Annotated in this window: 24 protein-coding genes and 3 tRNA genes; 16 read left to right on the top strand and 11 right to left on the bottom strand. The window is 48.0% G+C overall.

What is annotated here, in order from left to right; translation table 11 throughout:
- The first annotated feature begins 19 nt into the window (after positions 1 to 19).
- Positions 20 to 364 carry a DUF4156 domain-containing protein gene (locus ACKPVM_RS18010; protein ID WP_409311210.1) on the top strand — a complete coding sequence of 115 codons (345 nt, stop codon included), beginning with the start codon at positions 20 to 22 and terminating at the stop codon, positions 362 to 364.
- 139 nt (positions 365 to 503) lie between these two features.
- Here ACKPVM_RS18010 and epmB read toward each other — a convergent pair whose 3' ends face one another.
- The gene (gene epmB / locus ACKPVM_RS18015; protein WP_409311211.1) at positions 504 to 1,553 is read right to left on the bottom strand and encodes an EF-P beta-lysylation protein EpmB; all 1,050 of its coding nucleotides are present in this window, start codon (positions 1,551 to 1,553) and stop codon (positions 504 to 506) included.
- Between the two features lie 39 nt (positions 1,554 to 1,592).
- On the opposite strand from epmB, the gene efp reads away from it, so the two are divergent.
- The 3 genes from efp to ACKPVM_RS18030 all read left to right on the top strand — a co-directional run bounded on the left by efp (position 1,593) and on the right by ACKPVM_RS18030 (position 2,898).
- The gene (gene efp / locus ACKPVM_RS18020; protein ID WP_409311212.1) at positions 1,593 to 2,159 is read left to right on the top strand and encodes an elongation factor P; all 567 of its coding nucleotides are present in this window, start codon (positions 1,593 to 1,595) and stop codon (positions 2,157 to 2,159) included.
- 163 nt (positions 2,160 to 2,322) lie between these two features.
- Positions 2,323 to 2,454 (top strand): entericidin A/B family lipoprotein, encoded by a 132-nt coding sequence (locus ACKPVM_RS18025; protein ID WP_409311213.1) that lies wholly within the window; start codon positions 2,323 to 2,325, stop codon positions 2,452 to 2,454.
- Between the two features lie 90 nt (positions 2,455 to 2,544).
- Positions 2,545 to 2,898, top strand: coding sequence for a DMT family protein (locus ACKPVM_RS18030; RefSeq protein WP_409311226.1), 354 nt, complete (start codon positions 2,545 to 2,547; stop codon positions 2,896 to 2,898).
- A gap of 137 nt (positions 2,899 to 3,035) precedes the next feature.
- Here ACKPVM_RS18030 and frdD read toward each other — a convergent pair whose 3' ends face one another.
- From frdD to frdA, 4 genes are read right to left on the bottom strand one after another with little or no spacing between them, the layout of a single operon-like run.
- Entirely contained in the window at positions 3,036 to 3,392 is a 357-nt protein-coding gene (frdD, locus tag ACKPVM_RS18035; RefSeq protein ID WP_409311214.1) for a fumarate reductase subunit FrdD, read from the bottom strand.
- Positions 3,393 to 3,405: 13 nt separating this feature from the next.
- Positions 3,406 to 3,801, bottom strand: a complete 396-nt coding sequence (gene frdC, locus ACKPVM_RS18040) for a fumarate reductase subunit FrdC (RefSeq protein WP_409311215.1) — start codon at positions 3,799 to 3,801, stop codon at positions 3,406 to 3,408.
- A gap of 13 nt (positions 3,802 to 3,814) precedes the next feature.
- Entirely contained in the window at positions 3,815 to 4,549 is a 735-nt protein-coding gene (locus tag ACKPVM_RS18045; protein ID WP_409311216.1) for a succinate dehydrogenase/fumarate reductase iron-sulfur subunit, read from the bottom strand.
- On the bottom strand, positions 4,542 to 6,338 hold the full coding sequence (frdA, locus tag ACKPVM_RS18050) for a fumarate reductase (quinol) flavoprotein subunit (protein ID WP_409311217.1): 1,797 nt from the start codon (positions 6,336 to 6,338) through the stop codon (positions 4,542 to 4,544). The genes ACKPVM_RS18045 and frdA overlap by 8 nt, the downstream gene beginning before the upstream one ends.
- A gap of 534 nt (positions 6,339 to 6,872) precedes the next feature.
- On the opposite strand from frdA, the gene epmA reads away from it, so the two are divergent.
- The gene (gene epmA / locus ACKPVM_RS18055) at positions 6,873 to 7,850 is read left to right on the top strand and encodes an elongation factor P--(R)-beta-lysine ligase (protein ID WP_409311218.1); all 978 of its coding nucleotides are present in this window, start codon (positions 6,873 to 6,875) and stop codon (positions 7,848 to 7,850) included.
- A gap of 52 nt (positions 7,851 to 7,902) precedes the next feature.
- Here epmA and mscM read toward each other — a convergent pair whose 3' ends face one another.
- From mscM to rsgA, 3 genes are all read right to left on the bottom strand, one after another.
- Entirely contained in the window at positions 7,903 to 11,226 is a 3,324-nt protein-coding gene (gene mscM, locus ACKPVM_RS18060) for a miniconductance mechanosensitive channel MscM (RefSeq protein WP_409311219.1), read from the bottom strand.
- 44 nt (positions 11,227 to 11,270) lie between these two features.
- On the bottom strand, positions 11,271 to 12,224 hold the full coding sequence (asd, locus tag ACKPVM_RS18065) for an archaetidylserine decarboxylase (protein ID WP_409311220.1): 954 nt from the start codon (positions 12,222 to 12,224) through the stop codon (positions 11,271 to 11,273).
- A gap of 71 nt (positions 12,225 to 12,295) precedes the next feature.
- Entirely contained in the window at positions 12,296 to 13,345 is a 1,050-nt protein-coding gene (gene rsgA, locus ACKPVM_RS18070; protein ID WP_409311221.1) for a small ribosomal subunit biogenesis GTPase RsgA, read from the bottom strand.
- Between the two features lie 183 nt (positions 13,346 to 13,528).
- Here rsgA and orn point away from each other — a divergent pair, with 183 nt between their 5' ends.
- Positions 13,529 to 14,071, top strand: coding sequence for an oligoribonuclease (orn, locus tag ACKPVM_RS18075; RefSeq protein WP_409311222.1), 543 nt, complete (start codon positions 13,529 to 13,531; stop codon positions 14,069 to 14,071).
- 228 nt (positions 14,072 to 14,299) lie between these two features.
- A tRNA-Gly gene (locus ACKPVM_RS18080) sits at positions 14,300 to 14,375 on the top strand.
- 38 nt (positions 14,376 to 14,413) lie between these two features.
- On the opposite strand, the gene ACKPVM_RS18085 is transcribed toward ACKPVM_RS18080, so the two are convergent.
- A complete protein-coding gene (locus ACKPVM_RS18085) occupies positions 14,414 to 14,842 on the bottom strand; it encodes a MarR family winged helix-turn-helix transcriptional regulator (protein WP_409311223.1) in 429 nt (142 codons plus the stop codon).
- Between the two features lie 100 nt (positions 14,843 to 14,942).
- On the opposite strand from ACKPVM_RS18085, the gene ACKPVM_RS18090 reads away from it, so the two are divergent.
- The 7 genes from ACKPVM_RS18090 to ACKPVM_RS18120 all read left to right on the top strand — a co-directional run bounded on the left by ACKPVM_RS18090 (position 14,943) and on the right by ACKPVM_RS18120 (position 21,452).
- Complete coding sequence (locus ACKPVM_RS18090) at positions 14,943 to 15,527, top strand: non-oxidative hydroxyarylic acid decarboxylases subunit B (protein WP_409311224.1); 585 nt, start codon at positions 14,943 to 14,945, stop codon at positions 15,525 to 15,527.
- A gap of 62 nt (positions 15,528 to 15,589) precedes the next feature.
- Entirely contained in the window at positions 15,590 to 17,020 is a 1,431-nt protein-coding gene (locus ACKPVM_RS18095; RefSeq protein ID WP_409311225.1) for a non-oxidative hydroxyarylic acid decarboxylases subunit C, read from the top strand.
- The gene (locus ACKPVM_RS18100) at positions 17,017 to 17,274 is read left to right on the top strand and encodes a non-oxidative hydroxyarylic acid decarboxylases subunit D (protein WP_409311168.1); all 258 of its coding nucleotides are present in this window, start codon (positions 17,017 to 17,019) and stop codon (positions 17,272 to 17,274) included. Before ACKPVM_RS18095 ends, ACKPVM_RS18100 begins: the two co-directional genes overlap by 4 nt.
- 324 nt (positions 17,275 to 17,598) lie before the next feature.
- Positions 17,599 to 17,674: transfer RNA gene (locus ACKPVM_RS18105), tRNA-Gly, on the top strand.
- A 176-nt stretch (positions 17,675 to 17,850) separates the two neighbouring features.
- Positions 17,851 to 18,393: a LemA family protein gene (locus ACKPVM_RS18110; RefSeq protein WP_409311169.1), complete on the top strand. Its 543-nt coding sequence runs from the start codon at positions 17,851 to 17,853 to the stop codon at positions 18,391 to 18,393.
- 4 nt (positions 18,394 to 18,397) lie between these two features.
- Positions 18,398 to 20,455: a DUF2207 domain-containing protein gene (locus ACKPVM_RS18115; RefSeq protein WP_409311170.1), complete on the top strand. Its 2,058-nt coding sequence runs from the start codon at positions 18,398 to 18,400 to the stop codon at positions 20,453 to 20,455.
- Positions 20,456 to 20,525: 70 nt separating this feature from the next.
- On the top strand, positions 20,526 to 21,452 hold the full coding sequence (locus ACKPVM_RS18120; RefSeq protein ID WP_409311171.1) for a D-2-hydroxyacid dehydrogenase: 927 nt from the start codon (positions 20,526 to 20,528) through the stop codon (positions 21,450 to 21,452).
- An 83-nt stretch (positions 21,453 to 21,535) separates the two neighbouring features.
- Here ACKPVM_RS18120 and ACKPVM_RS18125 read toward each other — a convergent pair whose 3' ends face one another.
- On the bottom strand, positions 21,536 to 22,408 hold the full coding sequence (locus ACKPVM_RS18125; protein ID WP_409311172.1) for a pirin family protein: 873 nt from the start codon (positions 22,406 to 22,408) through the stop codon (positions 21,536 to 21,538).
- Positions 22,409 to 22,766: 358 nt separating this feature from the next.
- On the opposite strand from ACKPVM_RS18125, the gene ACKPVM_RS18130 reads away from it, so the two are divergent.
- Both ACKPVM_RS18130 and ACKPVM_RS18135 read left to right on the top strand, forming a co-directional pair.
- Entirely contained in the window at positions 22,767 to 23,672 is a 906-nt protein-coding gene (locus ACKPVM_RS18130) for an EamA family transporter (protein ID WP_409311173.1), read from the top strand.
- 219 nt (positions 23,673 to 23,891) lie between these two features.
- A tRNA-Gly gene (locus ACKPVM_RS18135) sits at positions 23,892 to 23,967 on the top strand.
- 289 nt (positions 23,968 to 24,256) lie between these two features.
- On the opposite strand, the gene queG is transcribed toward ACKPVM_RS18135, so the two are convergent.
- Positions 24,257 to 25,396 (bottom strand): tRNA epoxyqueuosine(34) reductase QueG, encoded by a 1,140-nt coding sequence (gene queG, locus ACKPVM_RS18140; protein WP_409311174.1) that lies wholly within the window; start codon positions 25,394 to 25,396, stop codon positions 24,257 to 24,259.
- Between the last annotated feature and the right edge of the window lie 101 nt (positions 25,397 to 25,497).

The following is a 25,497-nucleotide window of genomic DNA, read 5'->3' on the forward strand; positions in this document are numbered from 1 at the left end:
CAATATCATGGAGGGGAAAATGCAGATTCGCATGTTACTGGGTATTTCCGCAGCCATCCTGTTGGCCGGCTGTAGTTCAACGAATCAACTCAGTGCCGCAGGACAAGCGGTCACATTTACAGATACCAAACCGGGTAGCGAATGTCAGTTGCTGGGACAGGTCAGCGGTAGCCAGTCTAACTGGTTATCTGGTCATGAGAGCGATGGTAGCTCAATGCGTGGTGCCGCGAATGATTTGCGTAATAAGGCTGCTGGGATGGGCGGAAATACGATTTATGGCGCGACTAGCCCGAGTGAAACCTTTTGGTCTAGCTTTGCACCGTTAGACAGTAAGATTGTTGGTGATGTGTACAAATGCCCTTAAGTAAGGGGATCCCTTTGGGCACAGGTTAGTGTTTAGTCAATAGACCGGCGAGGAATCGTCGGTCTATGATAATGGGCGTTTTGCCCGTCATACCGTGTGTCGTTGTTTTATAACGTCAAAAATCACTTTTGGCAGATGTTTACTTCGGGATAGGTGCGTTCTGCTCTTGTCTCAGCCCAAGATCCAGTGGCGTTTTACTGGCCTCACCACCAATTTCTCGTGCCAGACGAGGAACCAGATAGCCAGAGACTTTCTTCATGAGTGCCTTTACCAGCGAACGTGCATCATCGTCGCTAACCAGAAAGTGCGCCGCGCCCTGTACTTTATCCAAAACGTGAAGATAGTAGGGCAGTATGCCTGCATTAAACAGCGCATTGCTTAAGTTTGCCAGCGTGTCTGCATTGTCGTTTACGCCGCGCAACAGAACGCTCTGGTTGAGCAATGTGACTCCGGCATGGCGTAAACGTGCCATGCTTTGCGTTAGCTCAGGGTCAATCTCTTGCGGGTGATTAATGTGTGTCACCAGCAAAATCTGAAGAGGCGTTCGTGAGAAACGTTGGCACAGCGCTTCGGTAATGCGGGCTGGGATCACCACTGGCAGGCGAGTATGAATACGCAGTCGCTTTATATGCGGTATCTTTTCCAGTTCAGTGATCAGCCAATCAATCTCATGGTCTTTCGCCATCAGCGGATCCCCGCCGGAGAAAATGATTTCATCCAGTTCAGGGTGTGCGCTGATATAGTTTAACGCCTGATGCCAGTTAGCTTTGTTACCTTGGTTGTCCTGGTAAGGGAAATGGCGCCGGAAGCAATAGCGGCAGTTAATGGCACAACCGCCTTTCACTAATAGCAATGCGCGGTTGTGATATTTATGCAGTAATCCTGGGACGACGCTGTGTTGTTCATCAAGCGGATCGTGGCTGAAGCCTGGTGTAACAATGAATTCTGCCTGAGAGGTGATGACCTGAAGTAAAAGTGGGTCGTTGGCATTACCCTTTTGCATACGGGCAGCAAAGGTTCGCGGTACTCGCAGGGGAAAAAGTCGGCGAGCGTCGGTGCCTTGTTGAAGCGTCGGATGTTCATTCAGTGTCAGAAGTTGCAATAATTCTTCCGGATCGGTAATTACGTCTGCAAGTTGCTGCAACCAATCTTCTCTGGAAGGTATCTTTTGGGTTACAATGTGTGCCATTTTTTGGCTTAGTACCAGTATTAAATGTAGAGGGCCTTTATGGCGACTTATTTTAGCAACGATTTTCGTTCCGGTCTTAAAATCATGTTCGAAGGCGAGCCGTATGCTATCGAATCCAGTGAATTTGTGAAACCGGGTAAAGGCCAGGCTTTTGCTCGTGTAAAAATGCGTCGTCTGTTGACGGGTACCCGCGTTGAGAAAACCTTCAAGTCTACCGACTCAGCGGAAGGTGCGGACGTAATGGATACCAACATGAACTACCTGTACAACGATGGTGAGTTCTTCCATTTCATGCATCCTGAAACCTTTGAGCAGCATCAGGTCGAAGCGAAAACGGTCGGTGACTCTGCAAAATGGTTGCAGGATAACGCCGAATGTATCGTTACCCTGTGGGATGGTCGCCCGATCGCCGTTCAGCCACCGAATTTTATCGAAGCTGAAATTACCGATACCGATCCTGGTCTGAAAGGTGATACTGCCGGTACAGGCGGAAAACCAGCAACTCTGACAACTGGCGCGGTAGTAAAAGTGCCATTGTTTGTGCAGATTGGCGAAGTGATCAAGGTTGATACCCGCTCTGGTGAGTATGTCTCTCGCGTAAAATAATCGGTAAAGAAAAAGCTGCTAAATTTTTTGGCAGCTTTTTTGTTACGTACCATATCTGTCATCCCTCGCTTAAAAAAACGCAAAACAGACAAAATTGACTACGCTTAAAAGGCAGTGTCTTCCTGCCTTTCAGAACCCTATTCTTATGAAGAAGGAATCGCTTATGTTGAAGAAAAGTCTGGTTGCTATTTTCTCCGTAGTTATTTTGTCCGCTGTCGTTGGGTGTAATACGGCACGCGGTATCGGGCAAGACGTTGAATCCGGTGGTAAGGCAATACAACGTAGCGCTCAATAGGCGGCCAAAAAGATTGTTTGTTGCCTGGTAAGGTGGCGTTTTTGGCTTCCCAGCGACATAATGCGGCGGTGTCTCAGTTGGAGAAAAATGATGTCACCGCTTGTTATCACTGTATGTATGCTGACGCTCAGTAATGTGTTTATGACTTTTGCATGGTATGGGCATTTACGTTACTTCAGTGGGCGGACTTGGTTAATTGCCGCGTTGGTGAGTTGGGGAATTGCATTATTTGAGTACCTATTACAAGTACCGGCAAATCGTATTGGATATCAGGTTGCCTCCGCCGGTCAGTTGAAGATATTGCAAGAAGTGATTAGCCTTTCCGTATTTATTCCTTTCTCTATTATTATTTTAAAAGAGCCATTTCGTACCGATTATATTTGGGCAGGGCTATGTTTGTTGGGTGCCGTGTTCTTTATGTTTCGGGATAAGATTATGGGGTAGGGCGCAAACATTAATTTAATTAATAACTATCATTAATATTCCTTATCTTAAGACGATATTGTTTTACGCTTTATATCCAAAATAAAACGGCCTGCCATAATTCGGCAGGCCGTGAAGATAAACAACGCGTTTTCGCTTTATAGCGTAACAACACCGATGATCGTCACAATACTAAGAATTGCAGCCAAACCATAAAATACCCATTTCCCGGCAGGAACATGAATTTTCAGGTCGTGCATCGCATGGTGAAGACGGTGTAAGCCACACCAGATTGGCAGAATGATCATCAACAGCAGAAAGACTCGGCCAATAAAGCTCTGGCTGAATGCCGCGATACGTTCATAGGTTAACGCATCTGGAAACAGACCTAGTGGCAGAAGGATACCAACCAACAAGATAATGACGGGCGCGAAAAACGCACTCCACATACCACCAGCGCCGAACAGACCCCAGAACGGGGGCTCATCGGAACGTTTTGGCGTTTGATTAATCACGTTATTCTCCCGATCAGAATAGTAAGGCGATAGCCAGTACCGCTACCGTAGCCACAATGGTGACAGCCCAGAGCCCTTTGATAATGGGCTCTGGCCCCATTTTCTCGTCTTTTATGATGACGATGGATGCTTTCGGTGCCAGTTCAAACCAGGTTTTGGTATGTAGCACAGCAGCCAGCAATGCAATGATATTAATCAGCAGTACCAGTGGGTTTTGCAGAAACCCGACAAAGTTAGCCCAACCTTCCGGGCCATTTTTGAGTGAAAATACGCCGCACATCAATACAATACTGAACCAGACGGCAGGTAAGGCCGTCCCTTCACGCAACATATAAAAGCGATAAAAGCCCAGCTTTTTCCACCAGGTCGGCGACATGTCACGGACATACGCTTTACGTTTAGTTGTCATTATTGCCCCTCCCTTATTGTGGTTTTAGCATGGCAATCATGAAGTCTTTCGCACTCTCAACCTTGCCTTGCTGGATTGCTGCGGCTGGGTCAACATGCTTCGGACAAACCTCTGAGCAGTAACCGACAAAGGTACAACTCCAGACCCCGTTATTACCGTTCAACTGCGCCATACGCTCTTTCTTTCCATGATCGCGGTTGTCCAGGTTATAACGATGCGCCAATGTGATCGCGGCTGGGCCGATGAACTCAGGGTTCAAGCCAAACTGCGGACAGGCGGCGTAGCAAAGGCCACAGTTAATACAACCAGAGAACTGGTGGTATTTGGCCATTTGCGCGGGCGTTTGTTTGTTCGTACCATCTGCTGGCTTACGATCGTTACCGATGATGTAAGGTTTGATGGCTTCCAGACTTTCAATAAAATGCGTCATATCGACCACAAGGTCGCGTTCGATGGGGAAATTACCCAACGCTTCAACTTTCATTCCGTCCTGATAGTCACGCAGGAAAGTCTTACAGGCCAGCTTGGGAACGTTGTTCACCATCATGCCGCATGAACCACAGATTGCCATACGGCAGGACCAGCGGTAAGAAAGGTCGGCTGCCAGGTTATCTTTGATATAGCCCAGCGCATCCAGCAGGGAAGTCTGCTTGTTGAACGGGACGTCAAACGTCTCAAAATGCGGCGCGCTGTCCTGTTCAGGATTATAGCGCATGACTTCCATTTTCAGGGTTTGCATCTCAGCCATTCGCCTGCTCCTTCTTACTGGTATCCTGAGCATCGCCTTCAGCACCGTAAACACGTTTGGCCGGCGGCAGCTTGGTGATTTTCACATCGGTGTAATCCAGACGTGGCGCACCTTCAGGATTATAGAAAGCCAGCGTGTGTTTCAGGAAGTTAACGTCATCACGCTCGGTGCAACCTTCGTCCAAACGTTGGTGAGCACCACGGGATTCCTTACGGTTGATGGCTGAGTGCGCCATACATTCAGCGACATCCAGACTGTGCCCCAACTCGATGGTGTAAAGCAGGTCAGTATTAAATACGCTGGAATGGTCGGTAATTTTCACCCGTTTGAAGCGTTCTTTCAGTTCGGCCAGTTTATCAACGGTTTTTTGCATCAAATCCGTTGTTCTGTAAATACCGCAACCTTCTTCCATGGACAAACCCATTTCATCACGGATCTTCGCCCAGCTTTCTGTACCTTCCTGTTTCATCAGGTCGTTCAGACGCTGTTCGATATCGCGGGTTTGTGCATCCAGTGCGCTACCGTTGGCGGGAGCCGCAGATTGAGCGCGTTGTACCGCTTGTTCACCGGCGACGCGACCAAATACCACCAACTCTGCGAGCGAATTGGAGCCGAGGCGGTTGGCACCGTGCAGGCCAACAGATGAACATTCACCGACTGCAAACAGACCTTTGATTCGGGTTTCACAGTTTTGATCGGTTTCAATGCCGCCCATGGTGTAATGCGCCGTGGGGCGAATAGGAATCGGTTCTTTTACCGGATCGACGCCGACATAAGCTTTCGCCAGTTCACAAATAAACGGCAGACGTTCTTTAAGCTTTTTCTCACCCAGATGGCGCAGGTCAAGATAAACGACATCACCTAGCGGTGTGGAGATCGTGCGTCCGGCGCGCCATTCATGCCAGAAGGCCTGGGATACTTTGTCGCGAGGACCCAATTCCATATATTTGTTTTTCGGCTGGCCCAGTGGGGTTTCCGGACCCATACCGTAGTCTTGCAAATAACGGTATCCGTCTTTATTGACCATGATACCGCCTTCACCACGGCAGCCTTCGGTCATCAGAATACCGGAACCGGGAAGGCCAGTCGGATGATACTGTACAAACTCCATATCGCGCAGCGGAACGCCATGGCGGAATGCCATACCCATACCGTCACCGGTGACGATGCCGCCATTGGTGTTATAACGATATACGCGTCCTGCACCACCGGTGGCAAGAACGACAGCGTTAGCACGAATCTGGATGAGTGAGCCTTCCATCATATTGATGGCGACGATGCCTCGAGCGTTGCCGTCGTCAACCAGTACATCTAGGACAAAATGCTCATCAAAACGTTGGATTTGGGGATATTTGAGGGACGTTTGGAACAGCGTATGCAGCATGTGGAAGCCGGTTTTATCGGCAGCAAACCAGGTTCGTTCTATTTTCATTCCGCCAAAACGGCGAACGTTGACAGAACCATCTGGCTTACGACTCCATGGGCAGCCCCATTGTTCCAGTTGGATCATTTCTTCAGGGCAGTGTTTGACGAAGTGTTCAACAACGTCTTGTTCACATAACCAATCGCCACCGGAAACGGTGTCGTTGAAATGATAATCAAAGCTATCGTGGTCCTGAGTGACCGCTGCTGATCCGCCTTCTGCCGCCACGGTATGGCTACGCATTGGGTAGACTTTTGAGATCAGCGCAATTTTCAGTTGGGGATTTGCTTCGGCGGCAGCAATTGCCGCACGTAAACCAGCTCCCCCGGCCCCGATAATGGCCAAATCGGCATTAAAGGTTTGCACTGCATTCCTCCAGTTACTTAAGTTAATTAAGTTAAAATAAAAAAATAATATCTATTCGTTTCTTTCTTTATATATCTGTATATATCCGCGAAACGCTTTATGCCTGTAACCGTATAAAAATGGATGCGCGAACATATTAAGAATAGACATAACGCTATTTTTTGTATGGGAATGAGTATAACGAATAATGAGTAGATGAAATTTGATGTGATCCAGCATTTTGCTGTTTTTTCAGAGCGTCTTGTAATAAGAAGTAAAAACGTGATCGAACTGCTTATTTTTATAAAAACGTCGCGTTTATTTCTTTAATAATGCTTTCAAAAGCCACATAGGAAAATGTTTCACTGCATATACATCGTTTTACCTATCCATGGTAAAGGTATGGTTTTTCTTTTCACTAACGCGAAATACTCCAGAATGATTATGTGACTATGGCAGCACGGGCTTCCATTTGGGGCCCATATCGTAAATTTTTTGTTTGCTTGAAGAGATGCGGGTAGACTGCTCCACCTGTTTGACTTTGGAGTAAGAACCATGAGCGAGACGGCAAGCTGGCAACCTACTGCTTCTGTCGCTAATTTGTTGAAGCGAGCGTCGATAGTCGCAGCTATCCGGCGTTTCTTCACCGATCGTGGGGTACTGGAGGTTGAAACGCCAGCGATGAGTCAGGCGACGGTAACGGATGTCTTTTTATGTCCGTTCCAGACCCGCTTCGTTGGACCAGGTGCTGCTGATGGGATGACGCTGTATTTGATGACCAGCCCTGAATACCACATGAAACGCTTGCTGGCAGCAGGCAGCGGTCCGATTTTTCAATTGTGTCGCAGTTTTCGTAATGAGGAATCCGGTCGGCATCATAATCCGGAATTCACGATGTTAGAGTGGTATCGACCCCATTACGATATGTATCGATTGATGAATGAGGTCGATGATCTTCTGCAACAGGTGTTGGATTGCGAAAGTGCGGAAATGCTTTCGTATCAACAGGCTTTTTTGCGCCATTTGGATATAGATCCCCTGTCCGCCGATAAAGCTCAGTTGCGTGAGGCGGCAGAAAAGCTGGAATTGGGTGATATTGCCAGCCGCGAGGACGATCGCGATGCACTGGTACAGATGTTATTCACTTTTGGCGTTGAACCGAACATCGGCCATGACAAGCCCGCGTTTGTTTATCATTTCCCTGCAACACAAGCATCTTTGGCTGAAATCAGTACGGAGGATCATCGTGTCGCGGAGCGCTTTGAAGTCTATTTCAAAGGGATGGAACTGGCGAATGGCTTCCGTGAATTGACTGATGCTGATGAACAGCGCCAGCGTTTCGAGCAGGATAACCGTAAACGTGCGGCACGCGGTTTAACCCAACAGCCGATTGATGAAAATTTGTTAGCCGCATTGAAGCAGGGTATTCCTGAATGCGCAGGCGTAGCATTGGGCGTTGATCGTCTGGTGATGCTGGCATTGAATGCAGAAAGGCTAAGTGATGTGATCGCGTTTTCTGTCGAACGTGCTTGAATTTGCTATGACAATGCAGCGGGGCAATGATGGCCCCGCCTTATCTCTGTTTTTACAAGCTTCCAGCGGTCCTGTTTCTAGGCGTCAATGTATTTCCCTTACGCGATAGATGATCCATTCGTACCTGTAGTGGGGGGAATGGCAGTTCCATATTGTGTTTACGATAATTTTCCAAAATCAACTGGTGTAACTCATGCCGCAGTGGCATACGGTGGCCCATTTCCGCTGCAAAAATACGCAGTTCAAAAATCTGAATTCCCTGTTGTAAATCAACCAGAAAAGCTTCTGGCGGTGGGTTTTCCAAGATGAGTGAACATCGACTCACGGCATCCATGAGTAAATCAGTCACTTCTTTGCTATTGGCATCAGCAGGGGCTGGGATTGTCAGGACAACACGCGTGACGGAGTCTGATAGAGACCAGTTAATGAATTGCTCAGTAATAAAGGCTTTGTTGGGCACAATAATTTCTTTGCGATCCCAATCAGAAATGGTAGTCGCACGCGTGTTAATGCGCATCACGCTTCCTGTGAGATCGCGAATTGTGACGGTATCGCCGATACGTATGGGTTTTTCGAACAGAATAATCAGGCCGGAAATGAAGTTAGCGAAAATTTCCTGCAAACCAAACCCTAATCCCACACCCAATGCGGCAACGAGCCATTGTAATTTCGACCACTCAATCCCGATAAGTGAAAAGCCCATCAGGCAGCCTACCAACATCAGAATATATTTGCTGATGGTGGTGATGGCGTAGCCACTGCCTGGTGACAAATCAAGATGTTGTAAAAGGGCGAGTTCAAGTAGCGCGGGGAGATTTCGTACCACTTGAGCCGTAATGATAAAGATCAGGATGGCGATGAGAACGGAGCCCAGCGTAATCGATTGAACGCTCTCTACCCCTTTAACCGTGCTGCTGACATCCCACAGGCTGATATTTTCCAGGAATGCAAAAGCAGAATGAATTTCTGACCACAGTACGATGACCGAAATTAGCGCGATGAGAGTCAGAATAGAACGGACAAGCTGTAGTGATTTCGCGCTAATTGCATCTAAATCAACCACTGGCTCTTCGATCGCGTCAGAGCTGCTTTCATGCGTTGAACCTGACTGAAGTTCCTCTTCTCCCCTGGCACGATGTGCCAGAATTTCTGAACGACGCTGTTTGGCGCGATCGAAAGCAATCCGCCGTCGTTGGATCAGCATCCAGCGGCGAATGATGTAATAAATGACTAACAGAAAGAACCAAATGGATACCGACGTTTCCAGACGCGCAAGCAACGCCTGTGCTGTTGCGAGATAACCAATGCAGGACGCCAGCGCGGCAACCAGAGGAACGCATATCAACAGATTCCACATTGCTCGGTTAACCGAATTCTCTCCAGACCCTTCTTTATCCAGATAAAGCGGAATACCCGCTCGTTTGAAACTGGTTGTCACCAGACTCAGTGCCATACAGAGCAGAATGAAGCACAAACGTCCTAGCGTGCTGGAAAATTCGCGATCGTTGAGTTTATCAAAGGTAATCAGCGCCATAATTAATGGCACGATAAAGGCAATGGAGAGACGGTAATAGCGCATCGCTCTGGCGACCCGATCGGGTGACCAGCGAAAGTGGACGATGAACAACCCTTGAGGGTGCGCAAATGATGCACTAATCATGACCAGCCACATCAATGGAACCGTAGCTGTTACGCTGTCGCCAATAGCGACGGCTACTGGGTAAGGCCAGGCATTCTGTAAACCGGAGCCCAATGCAGCCCAGAGTACAGGTAAGGGAAGGGCCGCCAGAATAGACCAGAAAACGGTACGTAGCGTCAGTGTAAAATGATCGAGAGTCACTTTACCTACCCGGCTGCTGGCGCGTTCTAAAAAAGCGTGGTAATGACGACGGGAACTGATACTAAATCCCACCAGCAGCAACGCACCCAGTAGTGGAATCACCGTTTCTCTGCTGGTTATCATCATGATCATGGCGCTGCTCAGTTGGGTAAACGTATCCAAAGACAGCAGACGAGTCAGATCCTGTACCAGTTTCAGAGGATAAGAGAACGTCATTGGGTCAACATCAGCCACCCAGAAAAGGTAGCGATGGGCGGCTTCTTTCGTCTCCAGTAACGCGTCTTCCAACTGGTTATTGGCCACTTTGAGTTTGGTTAATTCCAGAATTTGCGTATCGCATCCGGAAATGAGCGAAGTGAGCAGGTCGCGTTGGGTGCGCAGTTGATCGGTGAGAATACGCTGTTGATCTGAACTCAGCGTTGTGCCGTCATCCTGCTTTAGCTGCTCAATATCATGTGGCTTGTTGATGAGGTCTTCAAAGTGCAAACGTTGGACGCGTAACTGTGCCATGTCGCTGTCCAACTGCTGTGGTTTGGGCATCTCCGGTAATCGTGCGACCTGCGCTCGTAAGGTTTCGCCCAAAACCGGCGAAACATCAAGCCATTGTGCCTGTTCGCGAATGGTGCTGAGCGCCTGCCTCACCTGAAGCGTATGGGCGGCAGCTTGTCGTTGCTGGGAGGCGATCAGATCCATTCGCTGAGCCTGCTGATTTAACGCGACCGACAGCTCACGGTTGACCTTTAACTGGGAACTGATGACGGTGGGCAAATCGCCACTTTGTTCAGCCAGAAGTTCGGTACGTTCCAACGCCAGTTCCGCTTCTTTCTGTCTCTGGTTATTGAGATTGCTGCGCAACCCTTGTAGCTGGGTGTCCAATCGGTCGTGCCGTTTTTTATACAGTTCTGCGCGTAGACGAGAGAGTTCCTGTCGATTGCTGGCTGAGAGCTGTGCGAGTTCCAATTCATCGACACGGCTTTTTCGTAAGGCAGATTCGGCCTGTAGTGATGCCAATTGCGCCTGAGCAAGCGGAGTGGTTGCTGTCCCGAGAGCCTGGATACGGCGTTCCATATCACTCAGTGAGCGGCTGGCTTCGGTTTGTTGTTGGGGCAGCTGACCAAGGGAGTCGCTGATTTCGCGTAATCGATCCTGCTCTTGTTGCAACTGACGGCCTTGCTCCAGTAGCTGGCTACTGGTTTGCAGGATCTGCTGCTCAAGATCGTTGATAGAGAGGTGACTTGCTGTTGATGGGAGGGGGACGTCCTCTGCTGTTATCAGACGACGTAATTCCCGAATAAGTTTAGGAAAATCATCGATTACGCGTTGGTATTGCGCCGCTCGTTCTCGTGATTCTTTGGCTTCTTGTGTTGAGTTCAAGGCAGATTGAAGTTCTTCAATAATCTGCGCCTGATCGGCGACAGCCTTGTTCGATTCTGCCTGTTGTAGCTGTTGACGTAGCTGCGCCTCGCTCGGCGCAGAGGCGGCCAATACGGTGGTTGATAAGAAACAACTTAGTAGAAAAGTCAGAATCAGACGCACGTTTAGCCTACCTTTTACTCACCACGATGGAGAATTGACGGCGCTCAGCCTGGGTTATCTGTTGTGCCAGATGCCACATGAATCGAGTGGGGCTGTTCGAGAATTTCGTCCTGGGATGCTTCGGTTTCCTGATCGTCAGACAATCTTTCGGCAAAAGGTTCCCCCATGCGGGTCACGCTCAAGCTATTAAGATTGGCAGCAAACTGTACCCGGTTGGGGGAAAACAGGTTAATAACGGTTGAGCCCAGCTTAAAGCGTCCCATTTCCTGACCTTTTTCCAGCACAATCGCGTCTTCGCCCGTTTGCGGATACGTCCAACGCTGGATGATACCTTCGCGTGGTGGCGTGACGGTGCCGGCCCAAACGGTTTCGATACTACCGACGATCGTCGCGCCGACCAGAATTTGTGCCAACGGGCCAAATTCGGTATCAAACAGGCAAATGACACGCTCATTACGGGCAAACAGATTGGGCACATGGTCTGCGGTGAGTAGATTGACGGAAAAAAGATCGCCTGGCACGTAAATCATTTCGCGTAGAACGCCGTGACATGGCATGTGTACACGGTGGTAATCGCGCGGTGATAAGTAAGTGGTCGCAAACATACCGTCACGGAACAACTCGGCCATGACATAGTTACCAGCAAGCAGCGCTTCCAACGAATACAGGTGGTTTTTGGCCTGAATCAGTTTGCCCTCTGTAATGGGGCCTAACTGGGACATGACCCCGTCGGCAGGCTGAATCAGACGATGGTCATGTGGATCGATAGGTCGAACTTCAGGTTTCAATGGGCGAACAAAAAATTCATTAAACGTCCGATAAGCAGCCGTATCGGGTTGCACGGCTTCTTGCATATTCACTTTGTACCGACGAACGAATAAATCGATGACCAATTTGGTCAGTTTACCCGCTTGTTTATCCGCTCCCCAGCCAGCCAAACGAGTTAGCCAAAGTTTGGGAAGCCAATACTGTAATTTGATTTTGAGATTATCCAGCACAGTGAGCCTCTTGGATTAGTGGTGCGCCATGATGTAAAAGGTGCGCATTGTAGCGACGGATACCATAAATGTCAGTTATCCGTATCGGAAAAGGTTTTTCGCGTTTTGACCTGCGCCATGCTTTCTAAAATTCGACGATAATTATCAAAGCGTTCGGCGGCAATGTCACCCCGTTCGAGAGCGGCATGAATAGCGCAGCCCGGATCGTTATCGTGCTTGCAGTCGCGAAATTTACATTCCCCAATATAGTCTCGGAATTCGATGAAACCACGGGTGATCTGATCGGGATCCAGATGCCACAGGCCAAATTCACGCACGCCTGGAGAATCAATGACATCGCCGCCGTGAGGGAAATGATAAAGTCGTGCGGCGGTTGTCGTGTGTTGACCAAGCCCAGAATTATCAGAAACCTGATTAACCAGAATGCGTTCTTCATCAAGCGAGAGCAAGGCATTGAGTAAACTGGATTTACCGACCCCGGATTGTCCGGCAAAGATGCTGATCCTTTCGGTTAACGCCTGTTCTAATTCTGCAATGCCTTGCTGCGTTTGACTTGATACCATCAGTACGCGGTAATTCAGCGCTCGGTAAATATCCATCAGTTCATTAACAAACTGGTTTGCTTCTTCATCCAGCAGATCGACTTTGTTCAATACAATCAGCGGTTCGATTTCGAGCGTTTCACAGGCAACCAAATAGCGATCGATAATATTGAGTGAGAGTTCGGGTAAAATGGCAGAAACGATCACGATCTGATCGATATTGGCTGCGATCGGCTTGACGCCGTCATAGTAATCAGGTCGTGTCAGAACGGAATGGCGTGGATGAACCGCTTCAACGATACCGCTTATCCCGGCAAGCGCTTCTTTACCCGCTCGCCATACGACACGGTCGCCTGTGACCAGCGATTTGATCGTTCGACGGATATTACAGCGATGCACGATACCTGTTTCGGCCTCGATATCTGCATGCATACCGAACCGGCTGATCACGATACCTTCCTGAGCTTCGCACAGTTGGCTATCATCCCATTCGATCTTGCTTTCCGAATGCTTCAGACGGCGCTGATGATTAGCACTGACCCGGCGTTGCTGACCTTTAGACAGTTTCTTTTTGCTCACTGAGCCTCACTTAATACGTTATTGATCGCCATGGTACGATGAACGGTACGAACAGGGTTGTCGCCCATGGTGATTGAGGCGACTATAATACACGCTATTTGATTTTAATTAACTGATGCTGCCGGTTGGTCTTCTATGAGGCGATCGTGGATGTCAATCGGCGGTTAAATAGGAATACCAACGATGGTAGATGAAAATAACCTGATCTGGATCGATCTTGAGATGACTGGCCTGGATCCTGAACGCGATCGTATTATTGAAATCGCGACATTAGTGACCGATGCCAATTTGAATGTATTGGCTGAGGGGCCGGTTCTGGCGGTCCACCAAGCAGATAGTCAACTCGCGTTGATGGATGACTGGAATGTGCGTACACACGGTGCCAGTGGTTTAGTCGATCGTGTTAAAGCCAGCCAGATCGATGAACGTGCAGCAGAGTTATCGACATTGGCTTTTTTACAGCAGTGGGTGCCTGCGGGTAAATCACCGATCTGTGGTAACAGTATTGGTCAGGATCGTCGTTTTCTGTTTCGCTATATGCCGGAACTGGAAGCGTATTTCCACTACCGTTATCTAGACGTTAGCACACTAAAAGAGCTTGCTCGTCGTTGGAAACCAGACATTCTTTCAGGGTTTAAAAAGCAGGGCACACACCAGGCAATGGACGATATTCGCGAGTCGCTGGCAGAATTGGCGTATTACCGTGAGCATTTTATCCAGCTTTAGGCTGATGGTTTTTATTGTTGTTGGTGGTGGTGTTATTCGGGCGGCAGTCAGGTCGGCGGACCTGACGAACCGTTGAGGTTGAGATGTCTGTTTTCACATCGTTTTGCTCTTTTTATCAGCAGTCAGACGTATTTTCATTTTTTGGGGCTTGCGGTTGAGATGATTTCTCGTATAATGCGCACCCCGTACCGGTACAGATTATCGTTCTTGGTACAGCACCACTCCCGAGCGGGAATAGCTCAGTTGGTAGAGCACGACCTTGCCAAGGTCGGGGTCGCGAGTTCGAGTCTCGTTTCCCGCTCCAATTTCTTTTCTATCGTTGTTTATCACTTATTCCAAATCTCAGGCAATACTTTTTGGTTTTCTAGCTTCAGTAAGCATTTTGTGTAATGTTTTCTGAAAGTTAGTCAGTTCTTCCGGGCTGAGTGTCTCAAGAAAGCTGTCAGTGACTCGATCTGCAACGAGTTTCGCCTCGTCTAATACCTGTTTTCCCTTTTTCGTCATGACGACTTTTTTCTGTCTTGCATCTTTTTCACCTGCTCGTCTTTCAATCAGCCCTTTTTTCTCCATGCGTGCCAGCATTTCCGTTAATGTTCCCCGTTTGGTAGCACTTGCCTGACCAAGGCTTAACTGATCCAGTTCATGTTCCTGATCCAGTGCTTCAAGCACAGCATATTGTGGTTTTGTTAGTTCAGGCATCAGAGATGACCAGCGTGCAGTGTGTTCTTGCAAAATAACGCGGATAACATGAAATACTTTATCTTCAAACATATACCGTTCCTTTATCATTAATCCGTGTACGAACTAATTGACTTTATCGTCAGGTCATTCTTATGATGGCATCAATTAGTTCGTGTACGGAGTATTTTTGATGCGTATCATTGTGGGCATAACGGGTAGCACTGGTGCTCCTCTTGCTATCGCGGTATTGCAAGCTTTACGTATGCAATCCGACGTTGAAGTTCATCTCGTCATGTCCAAATGGGCCCGCGTCACCATTGAATTGGAAACGCCAATGCAGTGGCGGGATGTTGCGGCCCTGAGCGATGTCTATTATGACTCGAATAATCAGGCAGCCAAAATCAGTTCTGGCTCCTTTCTGACCGATGGAATGATTATTGTTCCTTGCAGCATGAAAACCCTTGCAGGAATTAGAGCTGGGTACAGCGAAGGGCTTATCGGACGAGCAGCAGATGTTGTCATTAAAGAGAACAGAAAACTTGTACTTGTTCCCCGTGAAACACCGCTGAGCACCATTCATCTCGAAAATATGACTTATCTTTCACGGATCGGTGTGAACATTGTTCCCCCGATGCCCGCTTTTTATAACCACCCATCATCCGTTGATGACATTGTTAATCATATTGTTACTCGTATTCTCGATCAGTTTGGCCTTGAGTTTCATGGAGCCAAGCGTTGGGAAGGGCTTTCGCATGCCAGAGACAATAGCGTATGAAAAAAATATGACTGCAACGTTGAATCAATGAGGGTAAATCTTAACCAGATAAGGAGAACGTGATGCCTTTTGATGATCTACGATCATTTCTTGAGGCCCTGGAAAATAAGGGGCAGCTTTTAAAAGTCGAAGATAAAGTAAAACCAGAGCCCGATCTTGCTGCTGCGGGTAATGCCGCTGGGCGGATAGGAGAAAAAGCACCGGCACTCTATTTTGATAATATAGAGGGATTTACCGATGCGCGTGTTGCGCTCAATACCCTGGGGTCATGGCCTAATCACGCTATCGCGATGGGTATGGATCCCTCAACCTCAACACGGGAACAGGTCGCCGAATTTATTCGACGCTGGGATGATTTCCCGATTGCACCTGAGCGTCGTGAAAATGCTCCCTGGCGTGAAAATACAACCGACGGTGAGGACATCAACCTGTTTGAAGTCTTACCGCTGTTCAGATTGAACGATGGGGACGGCGGGTACTATATCGATAAGGCGTCGGTGATCTCGCGGGATCCTGATGAGCCGGATAATTTCGATAAGCAAAATGTCGGCATTTATCGGATGCAGGTCAAGGGAAAACGCCATCTCGCCATTCAACCCGTACCGGTACATGATATTGCTATCCACCTTCGTATGGCTGAAGAGAAAGGTGAGGATCTTCCGGTCGCGATTGCTATTGGTAATGATCCGATCATTACGCTTATGGCGTCAACGCCATTACGTTATGACCAGTCTGAATATGAAATGGCTGGCGCACTCCGTCAGGCACCTTATCCCATCGCAACTGCACCTTTAACGGGTTTTGATGTGCCATGGGGATCGGAAATTATCATTGAAGGGGTCATTGAAGGGCGTAAACGCGAACTTGAAGGGCCGTTTGGTGAGTTCACTGGTAATTATTCCGGTGGGCATAGTATGCCTTTGATTCGGGTAGATAAAGTTTCATATCGTAACGACCTTATCTTTGAATCGCTCTATCTGGGTATGCCCTGGACGGAGGTCGATTACCTTATTGGCCCGGCAACCTGTGTACCGCTTTATAAGCAGCTGAAGGCCGAGTTCCCCGAAGTTCAGGCGGTAAATGCCATGTACACACATGGTTTATTGGCCATTATTTCAACTAAAAAACGTTATGGCGGTTTTGCCCGCGCAGTCGGGGTCCGTGCAATGACGACGCCTCATGGATTGGGGTATATGAAAATGGTGATTATGGTTGATGAGGATGTCGATCCTTTTAACCTGCCTCAGGTCATGTGGGCGCTTTCAACGAAAGTGAATGCGGCGGGTGATCTCATCCAGTTGCCAAATATGTCGGTTGTTCCGCTTGATCCTGGTTCTTCGCCTTCAGGCATTACCGACAAACTCGTTATTGACGCAACGACACCGGTGTATCCCGATACACGAGGGAATTACAGTATGCCTGTGCGCGATCTCCCTGAAACCGCATTCTGGGTCGAACGCCTTAATCAGTTAATATCAGGAGGGCAACAATGATGAACCTGAATAAAGAACCCAAGATTTGTCCACGTTGTCGCCATGAACATATCAGTGTGATGTATAACAGCCCGGTCGCTGATGTTTGGGCCGTTCTTCAGTGTGATAAATGCCTCTATATGTGGCGAACCAGTGAACCGGCAAGACGTTCTGATCCTGAGCACTATCCTGAAAAATTCCGTATGACGGAGCAAGACATGGCCCATGCCGAGCCTATTCCGGCTATTCCGCCATTAAAAACGAAAGTAAGTTGATGTCGTCCTGATAAACAACACGACGTCTTATTTTGCTGTTCGTTCAAAACACGGATCTGATACTGCCGAGGTCATTGCGGTATCAGATTGGGTTGGTCGTGTGTGAATCACGTAAACTTAGCGTTGTTACTGATAGAAATACTTTTCAGTGGAAAGCACTTGCCACCTGAGATGGGTTGGTACATAATGCTGACCGCTGAGTACAGTTTGTATGAAATAGTGATTAAATTCATAGCGTTACAAAATACTCGGTGTTGTTTGATTATTTTTGGTCCTGGTATCGCCTGATTCTTACCTAAGCTAAAGATAATAAATCTGTCCTATGCGGGAATAGCTCAGTTGGTAGAGCACGACCTTGCCAAGGTCGGGGTCGCGAGTTCGAGTCTCGTTTCCCGCTCCAATATTTTATTGTCCTCTTTTATTCGTCCTGATTTATCTCATTCTTTTACTATTCCTTGTAAGAAAAGCCGAATTGCTGCAATTTTCTGTCATCAAGCGCCTATGGATGAGGTACTATTTGCCAGTACACCAACACGTTGATTTTCCTTATCTATCACAATAGAAAGACGGTTTGAAATGGAAATTTATCTTGGCTTAGCTCTGTTTTGTCTGGTGGTCGTCTGGGCAATTATCACTTATAACCGATTGATATCTCTAAGGCGTTTTAAAGATGAAGCCTGGAGCGGTATTGCTGTGCAACTGAAGCGTCGTCACGACTTGGCTCCCAACCTCCTTACGCTGGTCAAGCGTTACGCGCAGCATGAGAAAGACCTGCTGGAGACCATTTCCCGCCAGCGTTACGATCAAACGGCCAGTACCCGCCAAATTGCTCAGAATGAGCGAGAATATTCAGGGGCGTTAGGGCGTTTTTTTGCTCTGGCTGAGGCTTATCCTGATTTGAAGGCTAACCAGAATTTTCTCTCTTTGCAGCAATCTCTCTCCGAAATTGAAGAACAATTGCAAATGTCGCGCCGGTATTTCAATGCCACGGTGAGGGATTTGAATATTCAGATAGAATCGTTTCCCAGTTTGTTAATCGCAAAGCTGTTCCGGTTCAAAACAGAGGTGTTTTTTGAACTGGGAAATCCCGTTGAGGGGCAAGTACCACGGATGGAGTGAAGTGATGGCAGGGTGGCAAGGCATTATACGTTGTTGCGGCTTTCTATTTTTAATCTGTTGGAGCGCGTTGGCTCTGGCGGATTCGCAAAATAATAAAAATGATGGCATCAGTGTGACATCTGAGGCGACGGATTATCGCCATACGACAGATGAACGCATCTTGTTGTTCGATTCTCAGGCTCGTTTCCAGACCGATGGTTCTATGCTGGTGAAGGAGAACATTCAGGTTCGAACGACCGGCGAGCAGATTAAACGAGGTATTTTCCGGACGCTTCCGTTGGTTTGGTATCGACAGGATGGCAGTACGTTTCAGTTGCAGTATCAGATTAAACAAGTGCTGCGAGATGGTGTGCCCGAAAACTATAGTATCGATTATATCAACGGGCATATGAAAGTATTGATTGGCCGCGCCAGCCATCAGCTTGAGCCTGGTACGTATCGTTATCATATTCAGTATCAAGTGAGTAACCATTTCAGCCGTTTTCCCGATTGGGATGAGCTGTATTGGAACGTAACTGGTAACGGTTGGGGTTATCCCATCGATAAAGTCCGTTTTCGCCTACAGTTGCCGGAGGGAACGGCGTTTCTCACGCCTACCGGTAAAGATTCACGCCTGCGATCGATTGATGTGTATACCGGTCTGGTGGGCAGTAAAGGCGATAATGCCCGTATTCTGGATGATGGTAGTATCGAGACGCTAGCACCGCTGCGTTTGGGCGAAGGTGTCACGGTTGCTTATACATGGCCGCGCAATATTCTGGCCTCAGCGCCTGCGCCGCAGGGAGATTCCCTACTGGGGGAATGGCTTTCCCCCACGCAGAAAAGCTGGGTTCTGTGGATTCCCTCCTTTTTGATCGCGATTTACTACCTGCTATGGTGGCGTAAGCATGTGGCTGCTGCTCGCTTAACCATGCCAGCGGTTGTGCCGTTGTACAGCATTCCTGATGGGGTTTCTCCGGGCTATGTGCGTTATCTCATTCTGCGTACCTACGATAATATGGCTTTCTCCAGCGATATATTGGATCTGGTTTCCAGACGTGCTATCGCACTGACAAAAATCAAATATAAATCCAGAAAAACCCGAAGGGGGGGAATGACGCCAGAGCGAGAGGAGCAATGGCTTACGCGTCTGCCCGATAGTGCCTCTCAAAATCTGACGCCTGAAGATAGGACGTTTCTTAAGATCTTGTTTCCCGGTAAAAGCACGAAGTTGGATATTACGGAAAACACCCTGCGTTCAGAAAAAATGCTGGAAGCGCGCAATGCTCAGGAGGCGCGTTATAAAGAGGAGCAAGCGACCCTTTTCTTATCGATTTCTAGCGCAGTGAAGACGGGGATCATACTCACTCTATTTGTACCGATCCTTTACGGTCTTTTTTTCGATCTTAGATCGGCTATTTCCACGATAATCAGCATGCCTTTCTTACTGATTTGTGTAGTGTTGTTTTTTAAGATCATGAAGTATATACGTTATTCCGCGATGCAACGGGGTAGCGAAGAAAGCAAAATATTATTCTTTTTGCAGTTGGTCGGTTTCCTCTTCACGCTGCTTTTCGGCTTGTTACTCTTTAATATATTCACATCATCCGCGCTTCCTGAAGGATATCAGAGAGCCTGGTCGGTAAGCTTGTTATTGTGTTTGGGTTTTTTCTGCATTGTACCGCGTCATACCCAGAAAGGATTGAATGGATTGTCCGTAGCGAAAGGGATGACTATGTATCTCCGTGCCGCAGAAGAGCGCCGTTATGAAACGCTGTATCCACCTGACAAATTGGTTATGCACTTTGAGCGTATGCTGCCTTACGCTTTGGCATTGGGGGTTGGAGAAACGTGGGCTAATACGTTTGCTCAGTATCTGAAGAGACATCAAGTGGCATCTGATGTTTTTCACAATACGGGATGGGAGTCGGTTTCTCAGTTCAGCAGGGCGTGTACCTCGTCGTCATCGAAGCCACCTCGAGCTGGTTCTGGCGGAGGAGGGGGGACGTCGATTGGCTCTGGTTCCTCCGGTGGCGGCTCGTCTGGTGGCGGCTCCGGTGGTGGTGGCGGCGGCGGTTGGTGATACCATCAACTGAAATTGGTCATAATGGGTGGAGAAGAACGCTGGCTTCACCCATTTAAGAAAGGTGTTTATGAGCGCTATTCTTTTATTGGACTCGCGTGCCGATGAAATACGTTCCGTTTTGAATCATTGTGCGCCAGAACTGGAATTGGTGATATCAGAGGGCTCCGCAGAACAGGCCTCAAGTTGCCCGATTTGGCTCGGTGAGCCGGATACTGCGGCCCTGTTGCTCGCTCAAGGGGTAAAACCGAGGTGGCTACAGTCCACCTGGGCAGGATTCAAGCCATTATTGGCTAATGAGTTGCCGCGTGACTACCGTTTAAGCCGGGCTGTCGGTGTGTTTGGGCAGCCTATAGCCGAATATGTGATTGCCTATATGCTCAGACATGAGCTGCGTTTGGCAGAACGGCAGCTTAGTCAAGCGGAACAACGGTGGGATCATCGGTTGCCCGGATCGTTGGCTGGTAAAAATGTGCTGATTGTTGGTGCGGGAGAGATCGGCAGCGAAGTTGCTGGTTTTCTAAGACCTTTTGGGGTCACGCTGTATGGTATTGCGAGTACGGCAAGACATCATCCTGATTTTAAAACAGTCATGTGTCTCGCTGAATTGTCTGATGCGGTGTCGGAAGCCGATTATGTTATCAATCTCCTGCCCGATACGTCGGCGACGACGGATATTTATGACGCCAGCTTGTTTGCAGCGATGAAATCTTCATCCTTGTTTATCAATGTAGGGCGTGGCAGTGCTGTAGTTGATGATGATTTGCTGGCCGCGTTGCATGATGCCCAAATTGCTGGTGCGGTGCTGGATGTGTTTCGCCAGGAACCGTTACCAACTGACCACCCATTCTGGCAATCGCCAAATCTGACATTGACGGCACACATTGCAGGGCCGATGGTGCCCAGCTTGATGGGGGCGTTATTTTTGGATAACCTCGCCCGATTTCACGCCAATGGCACACTTCGAGGTGAGGTTGATTTCAAACGAGAATACTAGTTCGGTGCCTGCGATCAAACGGAGTGATGGTACGACGTTCCGTGAGCAGGCTTGGTTATCGTCCCCATCCTTGGGTTCCATTCTCAGTCTTTCAATTCTGGCAATTTCCCTGTTTGATGAAAGACACCAGCCCTGTAATCAGCGAACGCCTGTTTGATCTCTTCCTGATTGTTCATCACAAAAGGTCCCTGAGCGCAGACCGGCTCATTAAGCGGATCAGCATGTCCAAATAACAAAATGCATTGGCTTAGCGCTTCGACTTCGAATGCATCGCCATCGTTATTCAGATCGACTAAATGCCATTTCTGAACGTTTTGACCCGCGATCGCAACATCGCCAGTGACGATATAAAGGAATACGTTGCGGTTTTTGGGCGCAGAGAGTGTGGTTTTCGCACTGGCCGATAAACGTACCACGGACATAAACACACCAGTAAGTGGCGTGATGGGGCCATGCTCCCCCAAAAATTCGCCTGAGATGAGTTCCAGTTGCCCTTTGCCATCGTCTAAAGGTAGCCGAGGGATCGCCTCTTTTTGCACACCCGAGTAACGTGGATGTGTCATCTTGAGTTGAGAAGGAAGATTGACCCATAGCTGGAGTATTTCCATTGCGCCGCCTTCTTGCTTAAAGTGAGGCGGTGAAACTTCAGCGTGGATAAGACCCGATCCGGCGGTCATCCACTGTACGCCACCGGCTTCAATAATACTTTCATGTCCCCCTGAGTCATAGTGCGCCAGTGAACCCTCAAGAATGAAGGTAACGGTTTCGAAACCACGATGTGGATGCGGGCCGAATGGCAGTCCATGATTGTTCGGTTGGTACACTTGCGGGCCGTGATGATTGAGGAACAGGAAAGGATCAATCTGATCGAGCTCTGGACCTGGAACGGGTCTGCGTGTGACCAAATCTTCGATATCATCGCGATAAGCTATGTGCGTTTTCTTGACGGTACGCATAGTAAAAAATCCTTGTTGTTAAGCTATTGTTGCAATGTTTATTCAATGTACGTCTGCAATATGGGGAGATCAATTTATTTGCCGTGAGCAACTGACTATAGGGCAAGGATCGGTGGATCGATGTGAACTCAATATATTTAACCGTATAACCTTAGCCTATCTGGAAAGAGTGGACTCTGCGGTGTTCAAGGGCAGACTCAAATTTTCACAGTAGGTGATCTCCCTATCAGTAAGATAAAATCTGGCAGAACAACGATGTTCAGTGGTGGTTGTCGGTTGCTACGTAGGATTATTTGAATGTTTACATGGTGGTAAGCCGTGGTATTTGACGTGTGTTTAATGGGAAACAGAGGCTTCAATGAGTGTGAGTAGAAGAGGGATGCTGTATGTGTTGCTTGCCGCCATTTTGTGGGGCAGTTCTGGTGTCTGCGCCCAGTATATTATGGAGCAGAGCCATATTTCATCAGAATCATTGACCATGCTGCGGTTGTTGTTCTCTGGTTTGATTCTGTTAACGTTGTCGTTTTCGCATGGTGATAAAATCTTTGCTGTTATTCGACATCGGGAGGATTGTGTCCGCCTGTTGTGCTTTACGTTATTTGGCGCGTTAACGGTTCAATTCACTTTTTTGCTCACCATTGAAAAATCCAACGCCGCGACTGCCACTATCCTGCAATTTTTATCACCGACGATTATCGTGGCCTGGTTTGCTCTGGTCCGTAAAAAACGTCCTGGTGTGTTGATTGCTACGGCGATACTCACCTCATTAGTGGGAACGTTCCTGCTGGTAACGCATGGTAATTTCACCTCTATCTCCATTTCTTCAGACGCATTGTGCTGGGGGATCGCCTCGGCTTTTGCTGCGGCCTTTTACACGACCTATCCATCGGCGTTAATCGCTCGCTATGGGACGTTACCGATAGTTGGGTGGAGTATGTTGTTGGGGGGCGCGATGTTGGTGCCGTTTTATGCTCGGCAGGATATGACCTTCACGGCAAGTAATGGCGTGTTATTTGCGTTTTTCTATTTAGTGGTGATTGGTACAACGATTACCTTTAGTCTCTATCTAAAAGGTGCGCAGATGATCGGTGGGCCAAAAGCCAGTATTCTGAGTTGTGCCGAGCCTCTGAGTAGTGCGCTGTTATCTCTGCTGCTGTTGGGTATAACCTTTACCGTGCCTGACTGGTTGGGGACGTTACTGATTATCTCGTCAGTTGTTCTGATTTCCATGGATTCTCGCGGGAAACTACACGCTACGCCGTAAATGCTTAAGTTGGTGCTATTGCTCAGATAGCATCTTTTTCTATGAAAAGGGCTTGCGAGCACTACTCGATTAGTACATAATGCTGACCGTTGAATCGGTTAAGCATGAAATAGTTATATAATTCATGATGTTATAATTAATTCAACAAGATAGTGCACCTGATTGTTGTTGCCATTTATCCTTTTCCGAAGGTAAAAGGCAATCAGTTCAGCTAGATATGCGGGAATAGCTCAGTTGGTAGAGCACGACCTTGCCAAGGTCGGGGTCGCGAGTTCGAGTCTCGTTTCCCGCTCCAATATTTTTTCATCTAGTACCTTTCTCTATTTTTTGCTTTTTCTCATCGTTCGATATAAAAAATAATATTTTTTTGAACAGAGTTATCCACAGTCCGCTTTGGCATCATCTTTGTGGCGTTGTGCGATGTCGATAAAATGATATTATTTATCTAATTGATATATATAAATAATATTTACTTGTAAAACGTTGCGCCGATCACTTGTACTTTTTGTGACAGTTGATTGGCAAAGACTTTTTATATTTATGCACAGGCTGGGATAAAGACGGGTAACATTGGCATTGACGGCTTATGCATCGCGCGGTAAGCCTTTCTCTATCGCTCGAATCAGCCTTTTTTTCTGTGGAGATTGAACCTCAATTTCCTGTTCTGTGCGGCGCATCAACTGCTGCTTTATAGCCCAATGAATATGTTCATCCAATAGATCGCTTTCGCCCAGACGGCTCTGTAATGCCAATACGATATGGTCCTGATAAGGGGCGTTACCAAGTGCGACAGCAATATTGCGCAGCCAGCGAATATGACCGATACGTCGAATCGCCGATCCTTCCGTTATCCGCAGAAATTTTTCTTCATTCCAGGCAAATAACACAATGAGCTCGGATGCATGTAGGGAGGCTCGTGGGCTAAAGTCTGCTTCATCAGTCAGTTGTGAAAAGCGATTCCAGGGGCAAATTAACTGGCAATCGTCGCATCCATAGATTCGATTTCCCATTAATGGACGAAACTCTTCTGGAATGGGGCCTTCAAGTTCGATTGTCAGGTAAGAAATACAGCGTCGTGCGTCCACGGTATAAGGGGCGACAATTGCGCCGGTTGGACAAGTCGTCATACAGGCAACACAGCGTCCGCATTGTTCATCCTGTGGTTGATCAACGGGTAGGGGGAGATCAATCAGCAATTCGCCGAGAAAGAACCAGGAACCGGATTCTCTATTGAGTATTAGTGAGTGTTTACCAACCCAGCCAATCCCCGCTTTAGCGGCCAGTGGGCGTTCCATTATCGGTGCGGAATCAACAAACGGGCGAAAGTTCAGTTCTCCACAGTAAGCCTGAATTTGATCGCCAAGCTTTTTTAGACGCTGGCGCAGTAATTTGTGGTAATCACGACCCAGTGCATAGCGACTGACATAGCCTAATAACGGATTGTTTAATGTGCGGGCAAATGCCGCGTTGGCTGGAAGATAATTCATTCGAACACTAATGACTCGTAGCGTTCCCGGTAATAGTTCATGAGGGCGAGCACGTAGCATACCGTGACGGGCCATCCATTCCATTTCTCCGTGATATTGTTTGTCCAACCAAGCCTGTAACTTGGGTTCTTCATGAGACAAATCGGTATCACAAATACCGACCTGCTGGAATCCCAGTGTCTGGCCCCATTGTTTGATGAGTTGCGCTAATTCGCTGAGATCGTAGGGGTATGACATGAGGAACCGTAAAAGTGCACCGTATCACCTGATTTTATCACAATGCCAGGATATCTCTGAGGGGAGTGGTTCATCGTGAACGCAAAAACCTTAAGATTATG

Source organism: Pectobacterium hainanensis, from assembly GCF_046237015.1.
Taxonomy (GTDB): Bacteria; Pseudomonadota; Gammaproteobacteria; order Enterobacterales; family Enterobacteriaceae; genus JBJYIN01.